This window comes from Pseudomonas sp. NPDC090208 (genome assembly GCF_044746785.1).
Taxonomy (GTDB): Bacteria; Pseudomonadota; Gammaproteobacteria; order Pseudomonadales; family Pseudomonadaceae; genus Aquipseudomonas.
The window spans coordinates 163,689-181,782 of sequence record NZ_JBIVCU010000014.1; the positions used below are offsets into that span (position 1 = coordinate 163,689).

Annotated in this window: 12 protein-coding genes; all 12 read left to right on the forward strand. The window is 61.6% G+C overall.

Translation table 11 applies throughout. The annotated features are described in order from the left end of the window. Positions 1-13: 13 nt before the first annotated feature. A complete protein-coding gene (gene tssE / locus ACIPL0_RS22470; RefSeq protein ID WP_400599249.1) occupies positions 14-496 on the forward strand; it encodes a type VI secretion system baseplate subunit TssE in 483 nt (160 codons plus the stop codon). Beyond that, a complete protein-coding gene (tssF, locus tag ACIPL0_RS22475; protein ID WP_400599248.1) occupies positions 496-2,328 on the forward strand; it encodes a type VI secretion system baseplate subunit TssF in 1,833 nt (610 codons plus the stop codon). The genes tssE and tssF overlap by 1 nt, the downstream gene beginning before the upstream one ends. After that, positions 2,292-3,362 (forward strand): type VI secretion system baseplate subunit TssG, encoded by a 1,071-nt coding sequence (tssG, locus tag ACIPL0_RS22480; RefSeq protein ID WP_400599247.1) that lies wholly within the window; start codon positions 2,292-2,294, stop codon positions 3,360-3,362. Before tssF ends, tssG begins: the two co-directional genes overlap by 37 nt. Further along, positions 3,359-5,956: a type VI secretion system ATPase TssH gene (tssH, locus tag ACIPL0_RS22485; protein WP_400599246.1), complete on the forward strand. Its 2,598-nt coding sequence runs from the start codon at positions 3,359-3,361 to the stop codon at positions 5,954-5,956. Before tssG ends, tssH begins: the two co-directional genes overlap by 4 nt. Positions 5,957-5,985: 29 nt before the next feature. Further along, positions 5,986-6,723 carry a type VI secretion system lipoprotein TssJ gene (tssJ, locus tag ACIPL0_RS22490; protein ID WP_400599419.1) on the forward strand — a complete coding sequence of 246 codons (738 nt, stop codon included), beginning with the start codon at positions 5,986-5,988 and terminating at the stop codon, positions 6,721-6,723. Next, positions 6,716-8,059 (forward strand): type VI secretion system baseplate subunit TssK, encoded by a 1,344-nt coding sequence (gene tssK / locus ACIPL0_RS22495; protein ID WP_400599245.1) that lies wholly within the window; start codon positions 6,716-6,718, stop codon positions 8,057-8,059. Before tssJ ends, tssK begins: the two co-directional genes overlap by 8 nt. Continuing rightward, the gene (gene icmH / locus ACIPL0_RS22500) at positions 8,056-8,769 is read left to right on the forward strand and encodes a type IVB secretion system protein IcmH/DotU (protein ID WP_400599244.1); all 714 of its coding nucleotides are present in this window, start codon (positions 8,056-8,058) and stop codon (positions 8,767-8,769) included. Before tssK ends, icmH begins: the two co-directional genes overlap by 4 nt. Positions 8,770-8,799: 30 nt before the next feature. Next, positions 8,800-12,723 carry a type VI secretion protein IcmF/TssM N-terminal domain-containing protein gene (locus tag ACIPL0_RS22505; protein WP_400599243.1) on the forward strand — a complete coding sequence of 1,308 codons (3,924 nt, stop codon included), beginning with the start codon at positions 8,800-8,802 and terminating at the stop codon, positions 12,721-12,723. A 31-nt stretch (positions 12,724-12,754) separates the two neighbouring features. Continuing rightward, positions 12,755-13,681 (forward strand): type VI secretion system-associated protein TagF, encoded by a 927-nt coding sequence (gene tagF / locus ACIPL0_RS22510; protein ID WP_400599418.1) that lies wholly within the window; start codon positions 12,755-12,757, stop codon positions 13,679-13,681. Continuing rightward, positions 13,678-16,173 carry a type VI secretion system membrane subunit TssM gene (gene tssM / locus ACIPL0_RS22515; RefSeq protein ID WP_400599242.1) on the forward strand — a complete coding sequence of 832 codons (2,496 nt, stop codon included), beginning with the start codon at positions 13,678-13,680 and terminating at the stop codon, positions 16,171-16,173. Before tagF ends, tssM begins: the two co-directional genes overlap by 4 nt. A gap of 164 nt (positions 16,174-16,337) precedes the next feature. Further along, on the forward strand, positions 16,338-16,856 hold the full coding sequence (locus ACIPL0_RS22520; protein WP_400599241.1) for an Hcp family type VI secretion system effector: 519 nt from the start codon (positions 16,338-16,340) through the stop codon (positions 16,854-16,856). Between the two features lie 101 nt (positions 16,857-16,957). Beyond that, positions 16,958-18,058 carry a type VI secretion system protein TssA gene (gene tssA, locus ACIPL0_RS22525; RefSeq protein ID WP_400599240.1) on the forward strand — a complete coding sequence of 367 codons (1,101 nt, stop codon included), beginning with the start codon at positions 16,958-16,960 and terminating at the stop codon, positions 18,056-18,058. The last annotated feature ends 36 nt before the right edge of the window (positions 18,059-18,094 follow it).

Sequence of the window (18,094 nt, forward strand, 5' to 3'; positions counted from 1 at the left end):
CAGGGAGGCAGACATGAGTAGCCAACACAAGCTGTTGCCGTCGTTGCTGGACCGTCTGCTGGACGACCGTCCGCACCAGTCCATCGAAGCATCGTCGCAACGCTTGTGTTCGCTGGCCGATTACAAGGCCAGCATCGTTCGCGATCTGGAGATTCTGGTGAACACCCGCCAGTCGCTGGTCGCCGACGAGTTGACCGGCTTCGCGCAACTGAGCGGCACGATCCTCGATTACGGGATGCCGGATTTCACCAGCAAGAGCGTGCTCGATCCGCAGGACCGCCTGTTGATCCAGCGCCAGCTGGAGAAAGCGATTTCGGTCGGCGACCGCCGCTTTCGCAGTGTCAAGGTGCAACTGCTCGCCCAACAAACCGGCCAACGCATGCTGACCTTTCGCGTGGATGCGGTACTGCGCCTGCAAGACATTTCGCGTCAGGTTTCCTTTGATGCGGTGCTGCAGGTCAACACCCAGGAATACAAAGTACAGAACCTCAACTGATGCTCGACGACCTGCTGCCCTATTACGAAAAGGAACTGTCGCACCTGCGCTTCTTGGGCCAGGAGTTTGCGAGCCAGTATCCGAAAATCGCTTCGCGGTTGCTCATTGAGGGCGATAACTGCGAAGACCCGCATACCGAGCGGTTGATCGAGGCGTTTTCGTTTCTGGCGGCACGCGTTCACAAAAAACTCGATGACGAGTTTCCGGAAATCGTCGAAGCGTTTCTTGAGGTGCTGTACCCGCACTACCTTCGGCCGACGCCATCGATGTCCATCGTCGAGTTCAGCATGGGCAATAACGAGAAGGTCACCGAGGCTTATCACATTGCCCGTCACACCGAGATGCACGCCAACCCGGTAGAGGGCGTGGTGTGCAAGTTCCGTACGTGCTACCCGGTCGAGCTGTGGCCGATTGCCGTGCAGCAGGCCTCGTTCATCGAGATGGAACGTTCGGCGTTCAACGGCCACAGCGCCGATCTGGTGGCACGGCTGCGCATCGCTCTGGGCACCACCACCGACGCGCTGTTCGGCCAGATGGAGCTGGACAGCCTGCGCTTTTTCCTCGACGGCGAAAGCACGCTGATGCTGCAACTCTACGAGTTGCTGTTCAACAACCTGGCCAAGGCCACGCTGAGCTTTGAAGACCAGGGCCGCAGCCGTGAAGTCGCCCTGCCCGCCCATGCGCTGAAGGCGGTGGGTTATGGGCTGGACGAGGGGCTGGTGGATTATTCGGAGCGCTCTTTCCTCGGCTACCGCCTGCTGCACGAGTACTTCACCTTTCCGGACAAGTTCATGTTTTTCGACCTGTCCGGCTTCGCTCGCATCCTCGCCGGCAAGGCGCTGGAGAAGGTCGAGATCAATTTCTACTTCTCCGACTACGACCTTCACGACCGACTGGCCCGGCTGACCCAGAACATCGGGCGCGGCAATTTCAAGCTCAACTGCACGCCGATCATCAACCTGTTCCGCCAGCAGGCCGACCCGGTCCGGCTGACCCACGCCCAGCACGAATACCCGGTCATTCCTGACGTGCGCCTGCAAAGTTCGGCAGAAGTGGTGTCGATCGACCGCGTACGCAGAGTCAAGAAAATCGGTGGCATCGATCAGGTCGCTACCTGCCATCCGTTTTTCGAGCCGCGCGCAGATCAAGGCTCGGGCAAGAGCTTCTGGATCGCCAGACGGCGCCCGGTGCAGACCCGGCAAAGCGATGGCACTGACATGTTCATTCGCGTGGTGGACCGCGACCTGGAGCTGATCGATGCAACCAACGACACCCTGAGCATCCAGCTGACCTGCAGCAATCGCGACCTGCCGCTGATACTGCCGTTTGGCGGCGAACGCGGCGACTTCAACATCCCCGCCCACGCGGTAATCAAGGATATCCGCTGCCTGCGCAAACCCACTGCGTCGGTGCGGGTGCCGCTGGGCAACGGCGTGATCTGGAGGCTGATTTCACACCTGTCGCTGAACCACATGTCGCTGGTGTCGAACGGGCGCGAAGTGCTGCTGGAGTTGTTGTCGCTGTACAACTACCGCAACACCTCGGCCATCCGCAAACAGATCAACGGCATCGTTTCGATCGCCAGCGAACCTGTCGTGGCGCGTATCGGTCACCCGCGACCGAACTTCGTGCGCGGCGTAGGCATCACCCTGAAATTCGATGAAAGCCAGTACACCGGCAGCGGCGTGTTCCTGTTCGGCATGGTGCTGGATCATTTCTTCGGCCAGTACTGCACCGTCAACAGCTTTACCCAATTAACCCTTCGCAGCTTGCAGCGCGAAAAGAGAGTCGTCCAATGGCCACCGCGAACCGGCGATCAACCCCTGGTCTGATCGACCAGGCCAGGGCTGAGCCGCACCGCTTCGAGTTTTTCCAGTTGGTGCGCTTGCTTCGCCTGCATTACAGCAGAAACGGGCGCATGGACCTGCAGACGCGGCCCCATGAAGACCCGCTGCGCTTCCGCTCGCAACTGTCGCTGGCCTTTCCGGCCAGCGAAGTCAGCGACCTGAAGTTCGAGCGCGAAGGCAAGGTGTCGGCGGCCGGGCTGCCGGTGTCGGAGGTGCAAGTCACGTTCATGGGCCTGGTCGGCCCGTCCGGCGTGTTGCCGCGCCCGTACACCGAGCTGCTGATGGAGCGCCACATTCAGCACCGCGATGACGCCGCCCATGCGTTTCTCGACCTGTTTTCGCACCGCATGACCACGCTGTTCTACGAGGCGTGGCAGAAATACAAGTTCTACATCGAGTACGAGCGCAACGGCAGCTCGAACTTCGACCGTTACCTGCTCAATCTGGTGGGGCTGGGGCCACAGGCGCAGAAGCAGAAGTTCGCCCGCGACGGCTCGCCCTTGCGCCGCGAGCTGTTCAGCTACTTCTCCGGGATGTTTGCGCAGAAGCCACGCAACGCGCTGAACCTGCAGGTGATGCTGGGCTTCTATTTTTCCCTGCCGTTCAAGGTCAAGTCGTTCGCCGGGCGCTGGCTCAAGCTGGACGCCGGCCAGTGCACGCAACTGGGCCGCAAGAACGCCGTGCTCGGGCAAAGCGCCGTCGCCGGCAACCGGGTCTGGGATTACCAATCGTGCATCCGCATCGAAATCGGCCCGCTGGGGCTGGCCGATTACCAACGCTTCCAGCCCGGCACCGTTGACTACCGAAAGCTGGTCGAGCTGGTGCGCTTTTACCTCGGCGCCCATCTGGACTTCCAGGTCGCTCCGACCCTGCGCCGCGAAGCCGTGCCGGTCGCGCGGCTGGGGCGTCAGGGCAATGTCGCGCTGGGTTGGCTGGGCTGGCTGAAACGGCCGGGGGCCGATGTCGAGCCGTCCCGCTGTGCTCTCTTCCACATTCCTTTTGATGGGGTTTCCCTGTGAATCTCAAGTCGCTGTTCGCCAAGCTCAATGACACCAGTCGCACAGCCACGGAAGCCGCCGCCGCGCTGTGCCTGTCCGAGCATCATTACGATGTCGAAGTGGAGCACCTGCTGCTGCAACTGCTGGAACACAGCGACAACGACTTGCCGGCGATCCTGCGTCACTACGATGTGGTCGCCGAGCGGCTGCAGGCGCAGTTGGTGACCGCGCTGGGCACCTTCAAAAAGGGCAACACCCGCACGCCGGCGCTGTCGCCGCACATCACCCGGATGATCGAGCAGGCCTGGGTGCTGGCGTCCATCGAGTTCGGCCAGAGCCAGATCCGCAGCGGTTATCTGTTGCAGGCGTTGCTTGATGACGACGAACTGCGCCGCGTGGTGATCGCTTCGGCGCCGGAACTGGAAAAAATCAATGCCGACGACCTGCGGGTCAATCTGACGGCGCTGGTGGAAGGCAGCGCGGAATCGCGCCTGGCCCGTCCGCTGGAGAGTCAGGACAGCACGACTGCGAACACGCGCAAGAGCGGCGGCAAGACCCCGGCGCTGGATCAGTACACCATCAACCTGACCCAGAGCGCCCGCGAAGGGCGGATCGACCCGGTGCTGGGCCGCGAGTTCGAAGTGCGTCAGATGGTCGACATTCTCACCCGTCGCCGGCAGAACAACCCGATCCTGACCGGTGAAGCCGGTGTGGGCAAAACCGCCGTAGTCGAAGGCCTGGCGCTGCGCATCATTCAGGGCGACGTGCCATCGGTGCTCAAGGACGTGGCGATTCACACCCTCGACCTGGGCCTGCTGCAAGCCGGCGCAGGCGTGAAAGGCGAGTTCGAGAACCGCCTGAAATCGGTGATCGAAGAAACCAAACGCAGCCTGCACCCGATCATTCTGTTCATCGATGAAGCGCATACCTTGATCGGCTCCGGCGGACAGGCCGGGCAGAACGACGCTGCCAACCTGCTCAAGCCGGCACTGGCCCGTGGCGAGCTGCGTACCATCGCCGCCACGACCTGGGCCGAGTACAAGAAATACTTCGAGAAAGACGCTGCCCTCGCCCGGCGCTTTCAGGTGGTCAAGGTCGAAGAGCCTGACGAAGACAAGGCCATCCACATGCTGCGCGGCCTGCTCGGCAAGATGCAGGAACACCATAAAGTCACGGTGATGGACGAGGCGCTGGTGCAGGCCGTGCGGTTGTCCCACCGTTACATCACCGGCCGCCAGTTGCCGGACAAGGCAGTCAGCGTGCTCGACACCGCCTGCGCCCGCGTGGCACTGGCACAGTCGGCGCAGCCCGGCCCGCTGGAAGACTGCAAACGGCGAATCGACAACCTGCAGGCAGAAATCGTTGTACTGGAGCAGGAGGTTGCCAAGGGCAGCGACCATGCCCGTCGCCTCGGCGCACTCAACGACGAATTGCACAGCGCGCAGTTAAGCCGCGAGGCGCTGGAACAGCAATGGCAGCGCGAGCTGGACCTGGTCGCACGGCTGGCCGAACTGGGCGCCAGCGCCAGCCCTGACGCCAAGGAAATCGCCGCCGTGCGCGCCGAGCTGTCCGGCGTACAGGGCGAGCAGCCGCTGGTGCATGCACTGGTCGACGGGGGCACCATTGGCGAAGTGATTTCCGGCTGGACCGGCATCCCGCTTGGCAAGATGCTGCGCGACGAGATCGACACCGTACAACGCCTGCCCGCGCTGCTTGGCGAACGGGTGCTGGGACAGGACCACGCGCTGGCCGAGATCGGCAAACGCATCAAGATTTCCCGCGCACGCATGGAGGACCCGAACAAGCCGATCGGCGTCTTTCTGCTGCTGGGCCCAAGCGGCGTCGGAAAGACCGAAACCGCGCTGGCGCTGGCCGACACCCTGTACGGCGGTGAACGCAACGTCATCACCATCAACATGTCCGAGTACCAGGAAGCCCACACCGTTTCCAGCCTCAAGGGTTCGCCGCCGGGTTACGTCGGTTATGGCGAGGGCGGCGTGCTGACCGAAGCCGTGCGCCGCAAGCCTTACAGCGTGGTGCTGCTCGATGAAGTCGAGAAGGCGCATCCGGACGTGCTGGAGCTGTTTTTCCAGGTGTTCGACAAGGGCGTGCTGGACGACGGCGAAGGCCGCGAGATCAATTTCCGCAACACGGTGATCATCCTCACGTCCAACACCGGCACCGACCGCATCATGCAGTGGTGCCTGAATGCCACCGAGCAGCCGACCCCGGACGAGATCGTCGAGGGTCTGCGTGACGAGCTGAACCGGGTGTTCAAACCGGCCTTCCTTGGTCGCCTGAGCATCGTGCCGTACTACCCGGTCAAAGACGCGATTCTGGAGCGCATCGTCGCGCTCAAGCTGGCGCGCATTCGCCAGCGTTTCGAGCGCAATCACCAGGCCGAGCTGAGCTACGGCGAGGAGTTGGTGCAGGCCATTGCCGCCCGTTGCACTGAAGTCGACAGCGGCGCCCGCAACATCGACAACATTTTGTCCAAGACCCTCATGCCGCAGCTTGCTCAGCATGTGCTGGAGCGCATGGCGCAGGACAAACCGATTCAGCGTCTGGATATCGCGTTGGGCAGCGACGGCGATTTTGCCTACCACCTGAGTTGATCGAGCATTCATAGGTAGCAGTCATGACTATGCACAACAACGAAACGCTTTGCCCACGCTGGGCACGGTGTGCGGCCCTCGTGACGCTGGCCGTCGCTCTGACGGCCTGCGGCATCACCGACCGGGCCAGCAAGCGCGTCGACGACACCTGGGCCGGCGACATGCTGTTTGGCGACAAGGAGAAAGTGATCCTGACCTCCGACGGCGGCAACCAGCTGAACCCCGATGAAACCGGCAAGCCGCTCTCGGTGGTGCTGCGCGTGTATCAACTGACCGCGCTGGAGCGCTTCGCCTCTATCGATGCCGATTCACTGTGGGAAGACCCGCAGAAAGCGCTGGGCAACACCCTGATCGACAGCCAGGAAATCACCCTGCTGCCGGGCATCGGGCAGGTCGATCAGTGGCCGCTGAACAAGGCCGCCAGTTACGTCGGCGTAGCAGCGTTCTTTCGCTCCGAAGACAAAAGCCGCTGGAAAGTCGCCTTCGATGCCAACTCCCTGCGCAAGGATGGCATCTGGTTTTCCTCCGACGGCCTGCGCGTGCTGGTCGACAACAATCAGGTGCAGGCCTTGCGCGGCGCCGACGTGTTGAACAAGCCGCCGACTGAAGCGCAACTGGCGAAGCAAAACGGTGTGCCGGCGACCCCGGCGCCACTGCAAAAAGTGCAGGAAGCCGTGGCGCAGAAAGCCCAGGACACCGCCACCGACTCGGTACAGAAGGGCATGCAGTCAAAATTCGATTCATTGCTGGAAGGCGTTCATGAGTAAGCAAAGCCGCGTGATGTGGTCCGAAGGCATGTTCCTTTTGCCGCAGCATTTCCAATATCAGGATGAATTTCACCAGCACCAGCTGGCCGAGTCGACCTTGCGCAGCACCCCGTTCCACTGGGGCATACAAACGCTACAGATCGACGAAGAAGCGCTGGCCAACGGTTCGCTGCAGCTCAAACGCCTGAAACTGGTGTTCCCCGACGGCACGCTGTTCGATGCTCCGCAGCATGACCCGTTGCCCGCGGCGCGAGACCTGCGTGACCTGCTCAAGGGTGATGATTTCAAGGTGTACGCCGCCCTGAAGCTGGCCGAGCCGTTCGGCATGAATTACGTCGAAGACGGTCAGGAACAGAAAAGCGCGCGGCGCTTTCGCAAACAGTTCGACACCCTGCCGGACCTCAACGAAGGCGATCTGGAAAACGAGATCACCAGCCTGCGCCTGAACGTGGTGATGCTGATCGATGGCGACAACCTGGACGGCTATACCTATTGCCCGGTGGCACGGCTGTCGCGCAACAACATTGGCGGCTTCAATCTGGACACGCATTTTGTCCACCCGAGCCTGCACTTGGGTACTCACGAAACCCTCATCGGCCTGGGCAAGCGCCTTCTTGGTGCGTTGCAGGCGAAAAGCAAGGCACTGTCGGGGCGTCGCCGCGAGCGGGCCGACCAGATCGCCGAATTCGGCTCCAGCGACGTGACGCTGTTCTGGCTGCTCAACACGGTCAACCGCGCCTACCCGAACCTGGCGCATCTGCTGTCCCATCCGCGCCTGCACCCCGAGCGGCTGTACCTGTTTCTGGCGGAGCTGGCCGCCGGGCTGCTGACGTTCTCGCTGAAGAACGAACTCAACGAAATCCCCGAATACGATCACCACGATCCGGCGGCGTCGCTGATGAAACTCGACGAGACGATTCGCGTGCTGCTGGACAACGTGATCCCCAACCAGTGCGTGGTCATCCACCTGACCCAGACCAAGCCGTCGTACTGGCAGGGCAAGCTGAACGATCCGCGGCTGGCCGAGGCCGATTTCTACTTTTCCGTGCATGCCGACATGCCCGGCGCCAGCCTGCTGGAACTGGTGCCACGTGCCTTCAAGGTCGGCTCGCCCGAAGACATCGAAACGGTGGTCAACAGCGCCATGCCAGGCGCACCGCTGAACCACGCCAACCGGCTGCCCAATGCCATTCCGGTGCGTCTGGACAACCACTATTTCTCCATCGAACCCCATGGCCAGGTCTACGAACGGATGATGAACGCCCAGGCGATCTCGTTCTACGCACCGAGTGCCTTCACCAACCTCAAGCTGGAACTGATGGCGGTACTCAAATGAGCGAAGCCGTAATGCAAGGCGCCATGGCCGCCGCCCCCACTAAATCCACTCTCAAAGACCTGGTGCAGGACTTCATCAGCATGGCGCTGATCGTGCGTCGTGGCCGTCAAGTGACCTCGGTCAGCGCCTTCGAGGCCAGCGTCGACAGCTTCTTCGCCACCCTTGAGCGAGACGCCCGCGCCGCCAATTACAGCGTCGATCAGGTCAAGGACACGCAATACGCCTTGTGTGCCTTTCTTGACGAGAGTGTGCTGCGCTCCGGCGAGAACGAACTGCGCCGACACTTCGAACTGTCTCCGTTGCAATTCCGCTATTTCGGCGTGCACCTGGCCGGTCAGGGCTTCTTTGAAAAAATCGATGCACTGCGCGTCGACGTCAAACACAACCTGGACGTGCTTGAGGTGTACCACCTGTGCCTGGCACTGGGCTTCGAGGGCAAGTTCGGCATCGGTGAAAAGGATCAGTTGCGCTATCTGGCCAACACCCTGGGCCAGGACATTGCCCGCTATCGCAAAACGCCGAAAACGCTGGCGCCTGACTGGGCGCTGCCGGATCAGGTGTCGCAGATGCTGCGCCACGAAGTACCCGCCTGGCTCTATCTGGTGCTGATCGCACTGGTCTGCGTGGGGGTTTACCTGACGCTGGACTGGCTGCTGGGCAAGGATGTGGCCGCATTGTCCGAACAAATCAGCCAGCTGTTCAGTGCCTGAGCAATGGTCAGGTAACCGAGTCAGGAAGACATGAAAACACTATTGCGCTCACTCAAGAGTTTCTGGTTTCTCGTTCCCGCGCTGTGGCTACTCAGCCTGATTGTCTGCTGGTTCGTTGCGCCGCGCCTGCAAGGGTCCCGTGATCACATGCTGGAATCGATGGTCATCGTCAGTGCGTTTTACCTGCTGATCATCATCCTGCGCCAATACCGACGCATCCGCATCGAACGCAACCTGGAAAATCTGGTCCAGATCGAGGTCGATCGCTCGCTGAAATCCACCGGCGAATTCCGCGATCAGCAAGTGCTGCGCGAGCGCCTGAAGCACGCCATCGCCATGCTGCGCGCCGACCGCTCTGCCGGTGGCGGAGGCTCGTCGGCGCTGTTCGATCTACCGTGGTACCTGGTGATCGGCATGTCGGCAGCCGGCAAGACTTCGCTGCTGACCCGCTCCGGGCTGTCGGCCAGCATTGCCGGCAGCCAGAACGACAACGACAGCGGCACCCAGCATTGCGACTGGTATTTCAGCCCCGATGCGGTGTTGATCGACACTGCCGGTCGGTATCTGCATGACGATCAGTCGGCCAGTGAATTCTCCGCCTTCCTGCAATTGCTGAAAAAGCAGCGCAAGAAATCTGCGGTCAACGGCCTGGTGCTGGTCGTGAGCTTGCCGGAACTGCTGGCGGCCACTGTGGCCGAGCGCGCGAAGATGGCTGCGCAACTGGTTGCGCGAATCGAGGAATACACCCGCTGCCTGGATGCCAATCCGCCGATCTATCTGATGCTGAGCAAGACCGACCAGTTGCCCGGTTTCAACCAGGCTTTCGACGGTCTGGATCTCAACGAGCGCCTGCAACCGCTGGGCATGACGTTCGCGTTGTCGGAGATCAAGACCCGGGGCCTGCGTACGGTACTGGACAGCAAATTGCGGAACCTGCACAACGGCATCAAGCGCCACGTCGATGCACAATTGATCGCCCTGGGCTCGGATGCCAACAGCGCGCTGCTCAATTTCCCGAACTATTTCTCCGAGCTGCCTCGCGTGCTGGAGCAGTTCCTTGAGCATTTCACCCAGCCAGGCAGCAGTGGCAACCCGTTGCTGCTGCGCGGCGTGTATTTCACTAGTGCATTGCAGACCGACCAGCAACTGAGTCAGGTCTACGAAGACGATCTGGCCGAGACCTTCGCCCTGAGTACGGCACACGACGCTGGCACCGCTGCTGAAGCGTCCGGGAGAAAGGTCGGCGACCGCAGTTACTTCATCACCGACACCTTTCGCCGGGTGATTTTCCCGGATCGCGACCTGACGCTGTACCAGTCGCGCTCGGGAAGCAGCCACTCTTTCAGCCCGGCATTGATCGCCCTGGCGCTGTTCGTCGGCCTCGCATTCATTGGCTGGCAGGCACTGGCCTACCAGAACAACCGGGACTGGATTGCCTCGCTGCAACACAAGCTAAGCGATCTCAACGCCTCGCCTGAGCGCAGCCAGCGGCTGGCATCGGGCCAAGGTCTTGAACTGCTGCGCGACGAGCTGGCGCTGATCGAAAAGCACCGTGCCAAAGGTGTGCCGCTGCAACTGAGCGCCGGTCTGTACCGTGGCGATGAAATTTTCAGCGCCGCGCAGACTGCTTACCTGCAACAACTGCGCAGCCAGGCGCTGGAGCCGGTCGCCTTGAAGCTGCAATTGCAGATGCGCGCCTTCAATGAATTTGCCAAGGCGATGGATCCGCAGAACAACTTCGGCGCTACGCCGGACAGGGCGAACAACAAGAACGGCAAAACCGAGAAAGTGACCGGCCGCACGCTACAAGGCCTGACCAGCACCAACGGCAAACCGAGCCTTGGCAGCATTCCGCGCAGCGCCAGCGATGCCGGCAGCCGCCTGAAAACCGGCATGAAAGGCGCCGCGAACAAAGCCCGCGACACGCTACTGGCCGATGTGCGCAACCCGGCTACGGCCAGCGATGCCGCCGACCTGTCGGCCACCACGGGCGGGTTGTCATTGTCCGAGGAAATGCTCGGCCGGCTGGATGAGCAGCAAGTCGCTTCGATCATCGAGTCCTATAACGCGTTGAAGCTGTACCTGATGCTGACCCAGCCCGATGCCCACCCGGACCCTGAGTTCATCAGCGCAGCCTTGCCAGTCGCCTGGGCGAGCACCGCCACGCAGGACAACCCGGTCAGTGACGAGGTGATTCAAGACAACGCGCCGATGTACGTGCAGTTGCTCAAGAACGGGCAGGCCCCGGCCTTGCCGCGTAACGAGCAACTGGTCGAGAGCACCCGCAAGAGCCTCAAGTCCTTCATGATCTCCAGCTCGCTGGTCGACCGTGAATACCTGCGCCTGCAACTGGAATCGAGCCGTCAGTTTCCGTCCGTCAGCCTCAACGAACTGGTGCCGCTGCCCGGTCGCCAACTGCTTTACGGCAGCGAAGCGGTGCCGGCCATCTTTACTCGTCAGGGCTGGCAGGAGTTCGTCAAGCCGGAGCTGATCAAACTGGTGTCCGGCAACCTGCGCAACGAATCCGACTGGGTGCTGGATGGCGAAGGCGGCGACAGCATTGTGCAGAAAGCCAACTTCATCCGTGAGTTCATGGCGCGCTACAAGCGGGACTATGCGCAAGCCTGGTACACCCTGCTCAACGGCGTCGGCGTGCGGCACTTCACCGACATGGCCAACGCCACGCAGCAACTGTCCCTGCTCAGCGACGTGCAGAACTCGCCGGTGAAAATCCTGCTGTCCGGGGTCAACGACAACACCCAGTGGGACCTGCCGGCGCCGCACGAAACCCAGCAGCCGGGCAAGAAGCCCGAAGACACGTTCTGGGGCAAAGTCACCGGGCTGTTCGACGGTCCCGAGACGTCGGCTACCGCGCTTCTCTCACCACTGCCGCCTGTAGACGACGGCAGTCTGGCCAAGCGCTTCGAACCCGTATCGCGCGTGTTCGCCGCGCAGAACGCCGAAGGCGCCGACAGCACGATCATGGACCGTTACCTCGCAGCGCTGCGCAAGCTCAAGGTGCGCATGAACAACATCCAGCGCTCGCAGGACGTCGGCAAGAGCAGCAAGCTGTTGATCAGCGAAACCCTGGAAGGCCAGCCGAGCGAAGTGACCAACGTGCGCAACTACGTTGAAACCACGGTCGACACCAGCCAGGGCGGTTTGTCGGCGTCGCTGCAGGGGCTGTTCAGCCTGCCGATCCAGTTCGCCTGGGAAACCTTGCGCGATCCGGCTGGCGAGCAGATCGCCAAAGCCTGGGCACAGCAGATCGCCAAACCGTGGGAGCAGGTCATGGCTCACCGTTACCCGATTGCCGCCGGCAGCCGCAACGAAGCTTCGGTCAAGGATCTGCAGCGCTTTGTCGACCCCGAATCCGGCCTGTTGCCCAATTTCAAACGCAACGAAATCGGCAATCTCTCCGGCGGTGAGGGCCTGGGCATGAGCAGCAGCACCAAAGCGGCACCGCTGGTCAGCCCCAACATGGTCAACAGCATCGACAAGGCCAGTTCGCTGGGCCAGGTCATCGCCAGCCTGTCGGACAAGGACAACGGCTTCGAGATCATGCTGGAACCGTCGGCGTACTTCACCGACATCATCTTCACCCTCGACGGGCAGGTGCAGCATTACCGCAACGGCAAGACCAGCTGGAGCCGCTTCTCCTGGCCCGGCACCACCACCGCGCCCGGCGCGCGGCTGGACGTGGTCACGCTGACGGGCGAGCGCATCACCGTGTTCGACTATCCCGGACGCTGGGGCCTGCTGCGGATGAACGACAGCGCACACGTCGACGATCTGGACGGCATTCAGCAGCGCTTCAGCTGGAGCACTGACAGCGGCCAGGTGAGCCTTGCCGTGCGCAACTACGGCGGGGTCAAGCTGACCGATCTGGCCAACGTCAAATCGCTGAGCGCACTCAACACGCCGGTCAGCGTTGCGGATGGGCGTACCAAGTGAGCGAACTGATCCTGTGCACGGGGGGCGGTCAATGATTGGCTGCTTCGGGAAAATCCCGGCGAGCGCCGACTTCGTCAGCCTGCACGGCGCAGCTGACGAGGTGTGCGAGTTCGATGGCTGGCTGCAGGCGTCGCTCGCGGCGCTGCATCACCACGACGACTGGCGCGCGCGGTTCGACCGTTTGCCGGTTTGCTTCTTCGCCTACCGCGCGCGTTCGGGAAACTGGCTGCTGGGCGGGCTGATCAGTTCTCGAGACGCCAGCGAGCGACGTTATCCGTTCTTCGTCTTCCAGACGGTCAAGGCTGGCGACGGCGAGCCACTGGTCAACCCGTTCACCCTCGGCGAGTTGTTCAGCGCGCAGATCAAGCCGTTGCTGCATCTGGCCATTCAGGGCGAAGCCCCGGCGGCGTTGTTCGACAGGATCAAGGCACTGCGGCCATTACAGGGCCAGGACTTCGCACTGTTTCGCCAGGTGCACGAAAAATTCTTGCTGAATTTCACCCTGCGCGACATCGCCACGGCACTTGAAAATTCATATCCCGAGTTTGTCACCCATGCCGTGCTGACGCGCCTGTATGCACTGCGTCAGCCGTTGCATCACGCCGACGCGTTGGGTATCTGCCTGCCGCTGCCACCAGAACGCGGTCTGAAAAATCCGACGGCCGATCTGTGGGTCGACTGGCTGACGCGCATGAAGCCTGGACGGACCAGCCCGGAGGTCAGCGTGCTGGCCGACGACTTCATGCGCCCGCGGCTGTTCTGCTTCCCGTCGCGGGGTACTGCCGGGGTGTACACGGCGCTGACCGGCTCAAGCGAGCTCACGGAAAATTACGATGTGCTGGCGGACTTTGCGACATTCGACGAGCACCACCAGCCTCCTGCATTCCCCAACATTGACCGGCCCCTTTTTGACGTCATCGACCATGTTGTCGGGGCGCTGGATGTGAAATCCGTATGAACAAGATCAAGTACTACTTCCTGCGCTATCAGCCCTACATTCTGGGTGTGTGCTTCTTCCTCAGCACATTCGTCGTCTGGGGCATCGGACGTGCCCTGGACTTCAGCTCGCTGAACAGCCTGCTGGCCGGTATCGGTGTGTTTCTGCTGCTGTCGGCCGCTTACGTGCTGCTGCTCTATCGCGGCGTGTCCACCCATCACAACCTCGAAGGCCTGTTGCGTGACGACGCCGACCAGGCCGTGCTCAATGCCAGCCCCGCCGACCGGGAAGAAGTAAGCCTGCTGCGTGAGCGCCTGTTGCAAAGCATCGAGCGTCTGCACAGCAACAAGCCCCGTGGCACGGCGGCCAAAGATGCGCTCTACGCACTGCCGTGGTATCTGGTGGTCGGCCAGCCAGCGGCGGGCAAAAGCACCATGCTCTATCAGTCGGGCCTGAGTTTCCCCTACGCCGAACGCGAAGGTGTACGGGTTGCCGGACTGGGCGGGACGCGTAACTGCGACTGGTTCTTCAGCTCCGAAGCCGTGTTGCTCGACACCGCCGGACGCTACATGAACAACCAGGAAGAAGCCGGCAAATGGCGGGCATTTCTCCAGTTACTGCGCCAGCACCGGCAACGGCGCCCGCTCAACGGCCTGATCGTCACGGTGAGCATCCACGACATTCTGCAGACCTCGCTGGAGGAACAGGAACGCCTCGCCAAACGCCTGCGCGAACGGATTCAGGAAACCCATTCGCTGCTGGAAGTGCGTCTGCCGGTCTATCTGGTGTTCACCAAGTGCGATCTGGTGCCCGGCTTTGCACCGTTTTACCGACAACTCGATGAAGTCGCCCGCGGCGAGGTGATGGGCAAGACCTTTGCCCACAAAGACTATGAAAGCGCTGACTGGGGCCAGCGTTTCGGCGTGGCCATGGATGAGCTGGTCAGCTACTGGCAGGAGATCGCCCGTCAGCAACTGGTGTCACAAGACATTCAGATCACCCGCGAAGATTCGGCGGTGTATCGCTTCCCGCTGGAGCTGGCCGCGCTCAAACCCCGGCTGCAACTATTCGTCGACGCCTTGCTGCGCGCCAACCCTTATCAGAATGCCGAGCTGCTGCGCGGCTTTTACTTCACCAGTGCGCTGGACGCCAATGCGCCGGAGCTTGGCGGCCATGCCCGCCAGGTCGGTGAGCGTTTTTCTCTGGAAGCCGAGCAGGAAGCGGTGGGCGGCAATGCGCAGCCGCAACCGCTGTTCATCAACAGCCTGTTCCGCAAAGTGATCATCCCGGATCAACACCTGGTCGCACTCTACACCAGCAACTTCCGTGAACGTCGACGCAAGGCTGCGTGGGTCGGTGGCGCCAGTCTGGCGGCGTTGCTGCTGTGCGGACTGTGGGGCTGGTCGTACTGGAACAACCAATCGGCGATTGAAAACATCTCCAGCGAGCTGGCCGCCGCGACGACACAGGACAAATCGGTCAGAAGCCAATACACCGCCTGGCAGACGCTGGATCATCTGCGCTTCTGGACTGCCGACTATTACACCCGCCACCACGACCAAGGCGTACCGCTGCGTCTGCGCATGGGCCTGTATCAGGGCTACAAGGTCGAGCCACTGTTGCGCGCCCGCTATTTCAGCCGGCTGGAGACGGTGATGCTCAAACCGACCGCCGACAACCTGACCCGCTCGCTTTACCTGCTGACCACGCTCAAGGTCTACCAGCGTAACGCCAGGGACCTGATGCCGGTCACCGGCGTGGACAGCGTAGAGCCACGCGCCCTGCCCGGTGACAACCGCGCGCAATCCATTGCCGATTTTGGCAAGGCCACCCTGGAAACCTACGTCATGTTGTCCCGCGCACAACGCGAAAAAGCCGACCCAGCGTTTCTCAAGGCGAAAATCCCGGATTACTGGTACCCGGCGATTGCCCGGCAGACGGGTCGGAACATGACCGCTGCCGACGCGGCGACCAACTCGGGCAGCGACTATGAGTTGGCCAGCCGGCAGGTCAACTTCTACAGCGACCAGATTCACGAGCCGGACGTGCCGAGAATTCTCGACAACGCCTTCCTGACCTCCAGCTCGCGCAATTACATCAACAGCCTGCTGTCGCAGTCGTTGCGCTCGATCGAAACCATCACGCTGGAGTCGGACACCCTGTTCGCTTTCGCCCGCGCCGATTTCCAGAGCCTGAAAACCGAAGGGCAAAGCCAGTTGAGCGCCATCGCCGGCAAGCTTTTGAGCACTCCCAACATCGGCAAGATCATCATCGCCGGGCATGCCGATCAGTTGGGAGACCCGCAAGGCAACCTCCAGGTATCCCGACAACGCGCGCAGACCATCAAGACCTATCTGGTCGGCAAGGGCGTGCCCGCCGACCTGGTCGAAGCCGTTGGCGAAGGCAGCGAGAAGCCGCTGGTCAAATGCGACATGCAGTTGCCCCGTACACAACTCATTCAATGCCTGGAGCCCAATCGGCGGGTAGAGATCGAAGTGCGCGCGCTGAACTGAACCGGCGCCGCCATAAAGAAACCGGCGTCCGGGCCTCTGTCAGCAAAGGCCCGGGCAGCGGCAACAGACCTCTCTTGAACGCTTCAAAGAGGTCGACTCAAGGGGGCTGTGATCTGGCCGCAGGTAAGGCTGGCCCTTAAATGTAAGAAATGGAGAAGTAAGAAATGGCATTTGACGCATATATTCAGATCGACGGCATTCCAGGTGAAGTACTGGACGACAAACACAAGGACTGGATCGAAGTGCTCGGTTACGAGTACGGCGCCACTCAGGCGACCTCTGCTACTGCCAGCTCCTCGGGCGGTGCGTCGTCCGAGCGCGTCGCACTGAGCGACTTCAGCATCCGCAAAGCTGTCGACAAGGCTTCTGCCAAGCTGTTCGAAGCCTGCTGCAAGGGCACCCACATCGCCAAGATCCAGCTGAACGTCAACCGCGCTGGCGGCGACAAGCTGACCTATCTGACCATCAACCTGGAAGAGGTTGTCGTGTCGTCGGTCAAGGCTGTCGCCGGTGGCAATCAGGGCGGTGAAGACAAGCCTGTCAGCGATCTGCCGATCGAAGAAATCAGCTTCAACTTCGCACGCATCAAAACCACCTACACCCAACAGAGCCGCTCCGACGGCCAGGGCGGCGGCAACGTCACCGGTGGTTGGGACCGCACCGCGAACAAGGTTTTCGCGTGATCGGCTAAGTACAGTGGACCGCCGCCCAAGGTGGCGGCCCACGTTCGGCACCGTGTCGCGCTGTGCGGCGCGGTGCTCTTTTATTTTTTTGCGGATGTCCCATGTCTGAATTTCTCAACGACCTTTCGCTGGCCAAGCTGACAGCACCTATTGATGGGGGGAGCGGCGAAGACCTGAGCTTTTCCACGCTGTTCGATAACGTCAAGGAAGCTCGTCGGGCAGACCCCGATTACCTGACCCAGGGCGACTGGCAGACCGATCTGAAACTGTCCGATTGGGACAAGACCATCACGCTGGCCGCACAAGGTCTGGCTCAACAGAGCAAAGACTTGATGCTGGTGGCCTGGCTCAGCGAGGGCCTGGCGCACAAATACCATTTCATCGGCATCACCTTCGGCCTGACCCTGGCCGAGCGAATTCTGCAGACGTTCTGGGACAGCCTGTTCCCGGCCCTGGATGAAGGCCTTGAAGAACGCGCTGCTCGGCTGGCCTGGCTGAAGACCACGCTGGCCGACATCGTCGGCGGCCTGCCAATCACGCAGGGGCAGAACTTCGGCCTGCTGCGCTATGACGAGTCGCGCCACGTCGAAAACCTTGCGCTGCAAAATCAGCAGGCGATGCGCACCGCGCTCGATGAGGGCAAGATCAACGCGGAAATCTTCCAGCGCTCTGTGGTGCTCACCGAAACCGAGCATCTGTTACGCAAAGCCGCGGAAATCAACGACAGCCTGCACGCCTGCCACCAGCTTCAGGAAACCGTCGACCGCCTGTTTGGCACTGAGGCGCCCAGCTTCGCCGGCCTGAACGAGATTCTTTTTCGAGCCGGGCAACTGGCGGAAAAACTGCTCAAGGATCGCGGCGTGGAACTTGACCCGGCGGTGCCAGAGCCCGCCCCCGAAGCCATGGCCGAAACGTCCCAATCAAGTACCGCAGGTGCCGCAATGACCATGCCCGTCAAAGACCCCGCGCCCACCGCGCTGCGAACCACGCCACTGACCCGCGACGAAGCGTTCACCATGCTCGCCGGCGTGGCCCAGTTCTTCAAACAGAGCGAGCCGCAAAGCCCGGTGCCCTACCTGATCGAACGCGCAATCAAGTGGGGCAACATGCCGTTGGAAGGCTGGCTCAATGACGTGATCAAGGACAGCAACGTGGTCGACAGTATCCGCGATGTGCTGGGGACCAAGCAGGCGAAGTCTTGACCCACCACCGCCAGTCACAACGCTTTAAGCCGCAAT

Bases quoted from the DNA above. Each gene is read 5' to 3' on its own strand.
- ACIPL0_RS22520 (WP_400599241.1), top strand. From the start codon at position 16,338: ATGGCATTTGACGCATATATTCAGATCGACGGCATTCCAGGTGAAGTA.
- tssA (WP_400599240.1), top strand. From the start codon at position 16,958: ATGTCTGAATTTCTCAACGACCTTTCGCTGGCCAAGCTGACAGCACCT.
- tssF (WP_400599248.1), top strand. From the start codon at position 496: ATGCTCGACGACCTGCTGCCCTATTACGAAAAGGAACTGTCGCACCTG.
- tagF (WP_400599418.1), top strand. From the start codon at position 12,755: ATGATTGGCTGCTTCGGGAAAATCCCGGCGAGCGCCGACTTCGTCAGC.
- tssJ (WP_400599419.1), top strand. From the start codon at position 5,986: ATGCACAACAACGAAACGCTTTGCCCACGCTGGGCACGGTGTGCGGCC.
- tssE (WP_400599249.1), top strand. From the start codon at position 14: ATGAGTAGCCAACACAAGCTGTTGCCGTCGTTGCTGGACCGTCTGCTG.
- icmH (WP_400599244.1), top strand. From the start codon at position 8,056: ATGAGCGAAGCCGTAATGCAAGGCGCCATGGCCGCCGCCCCCACTAAA.
- tssG (WP_400599247.1), top strand. From the start codon at position 2,292: ATGGCCACCGCGAACCGGCGATCAACCCCTGGTCTGATCGACCAGGCC.
- ACIPL0_RS22505 (WP_400599243.1), top strand. From the start codon at position 8,800: ATGAAAACACTATTGCGCTCACTCAAGAGTTTCTGGTTTCTCGTTCCC.
- tssM (WP_400599242.1), top strand. From the start codon at position 13,678: ATGAACAAGATCAAGTACTACTTCCTGCGCTATCAGCCCTACATTCTG.
- tssK (WP_400599245.1), top strand. From the start codon at position 6,716: ATGAGTAAGCAAAGCCGCGTGATGTGGTCCGAAGGCATGTTCCTTTTG.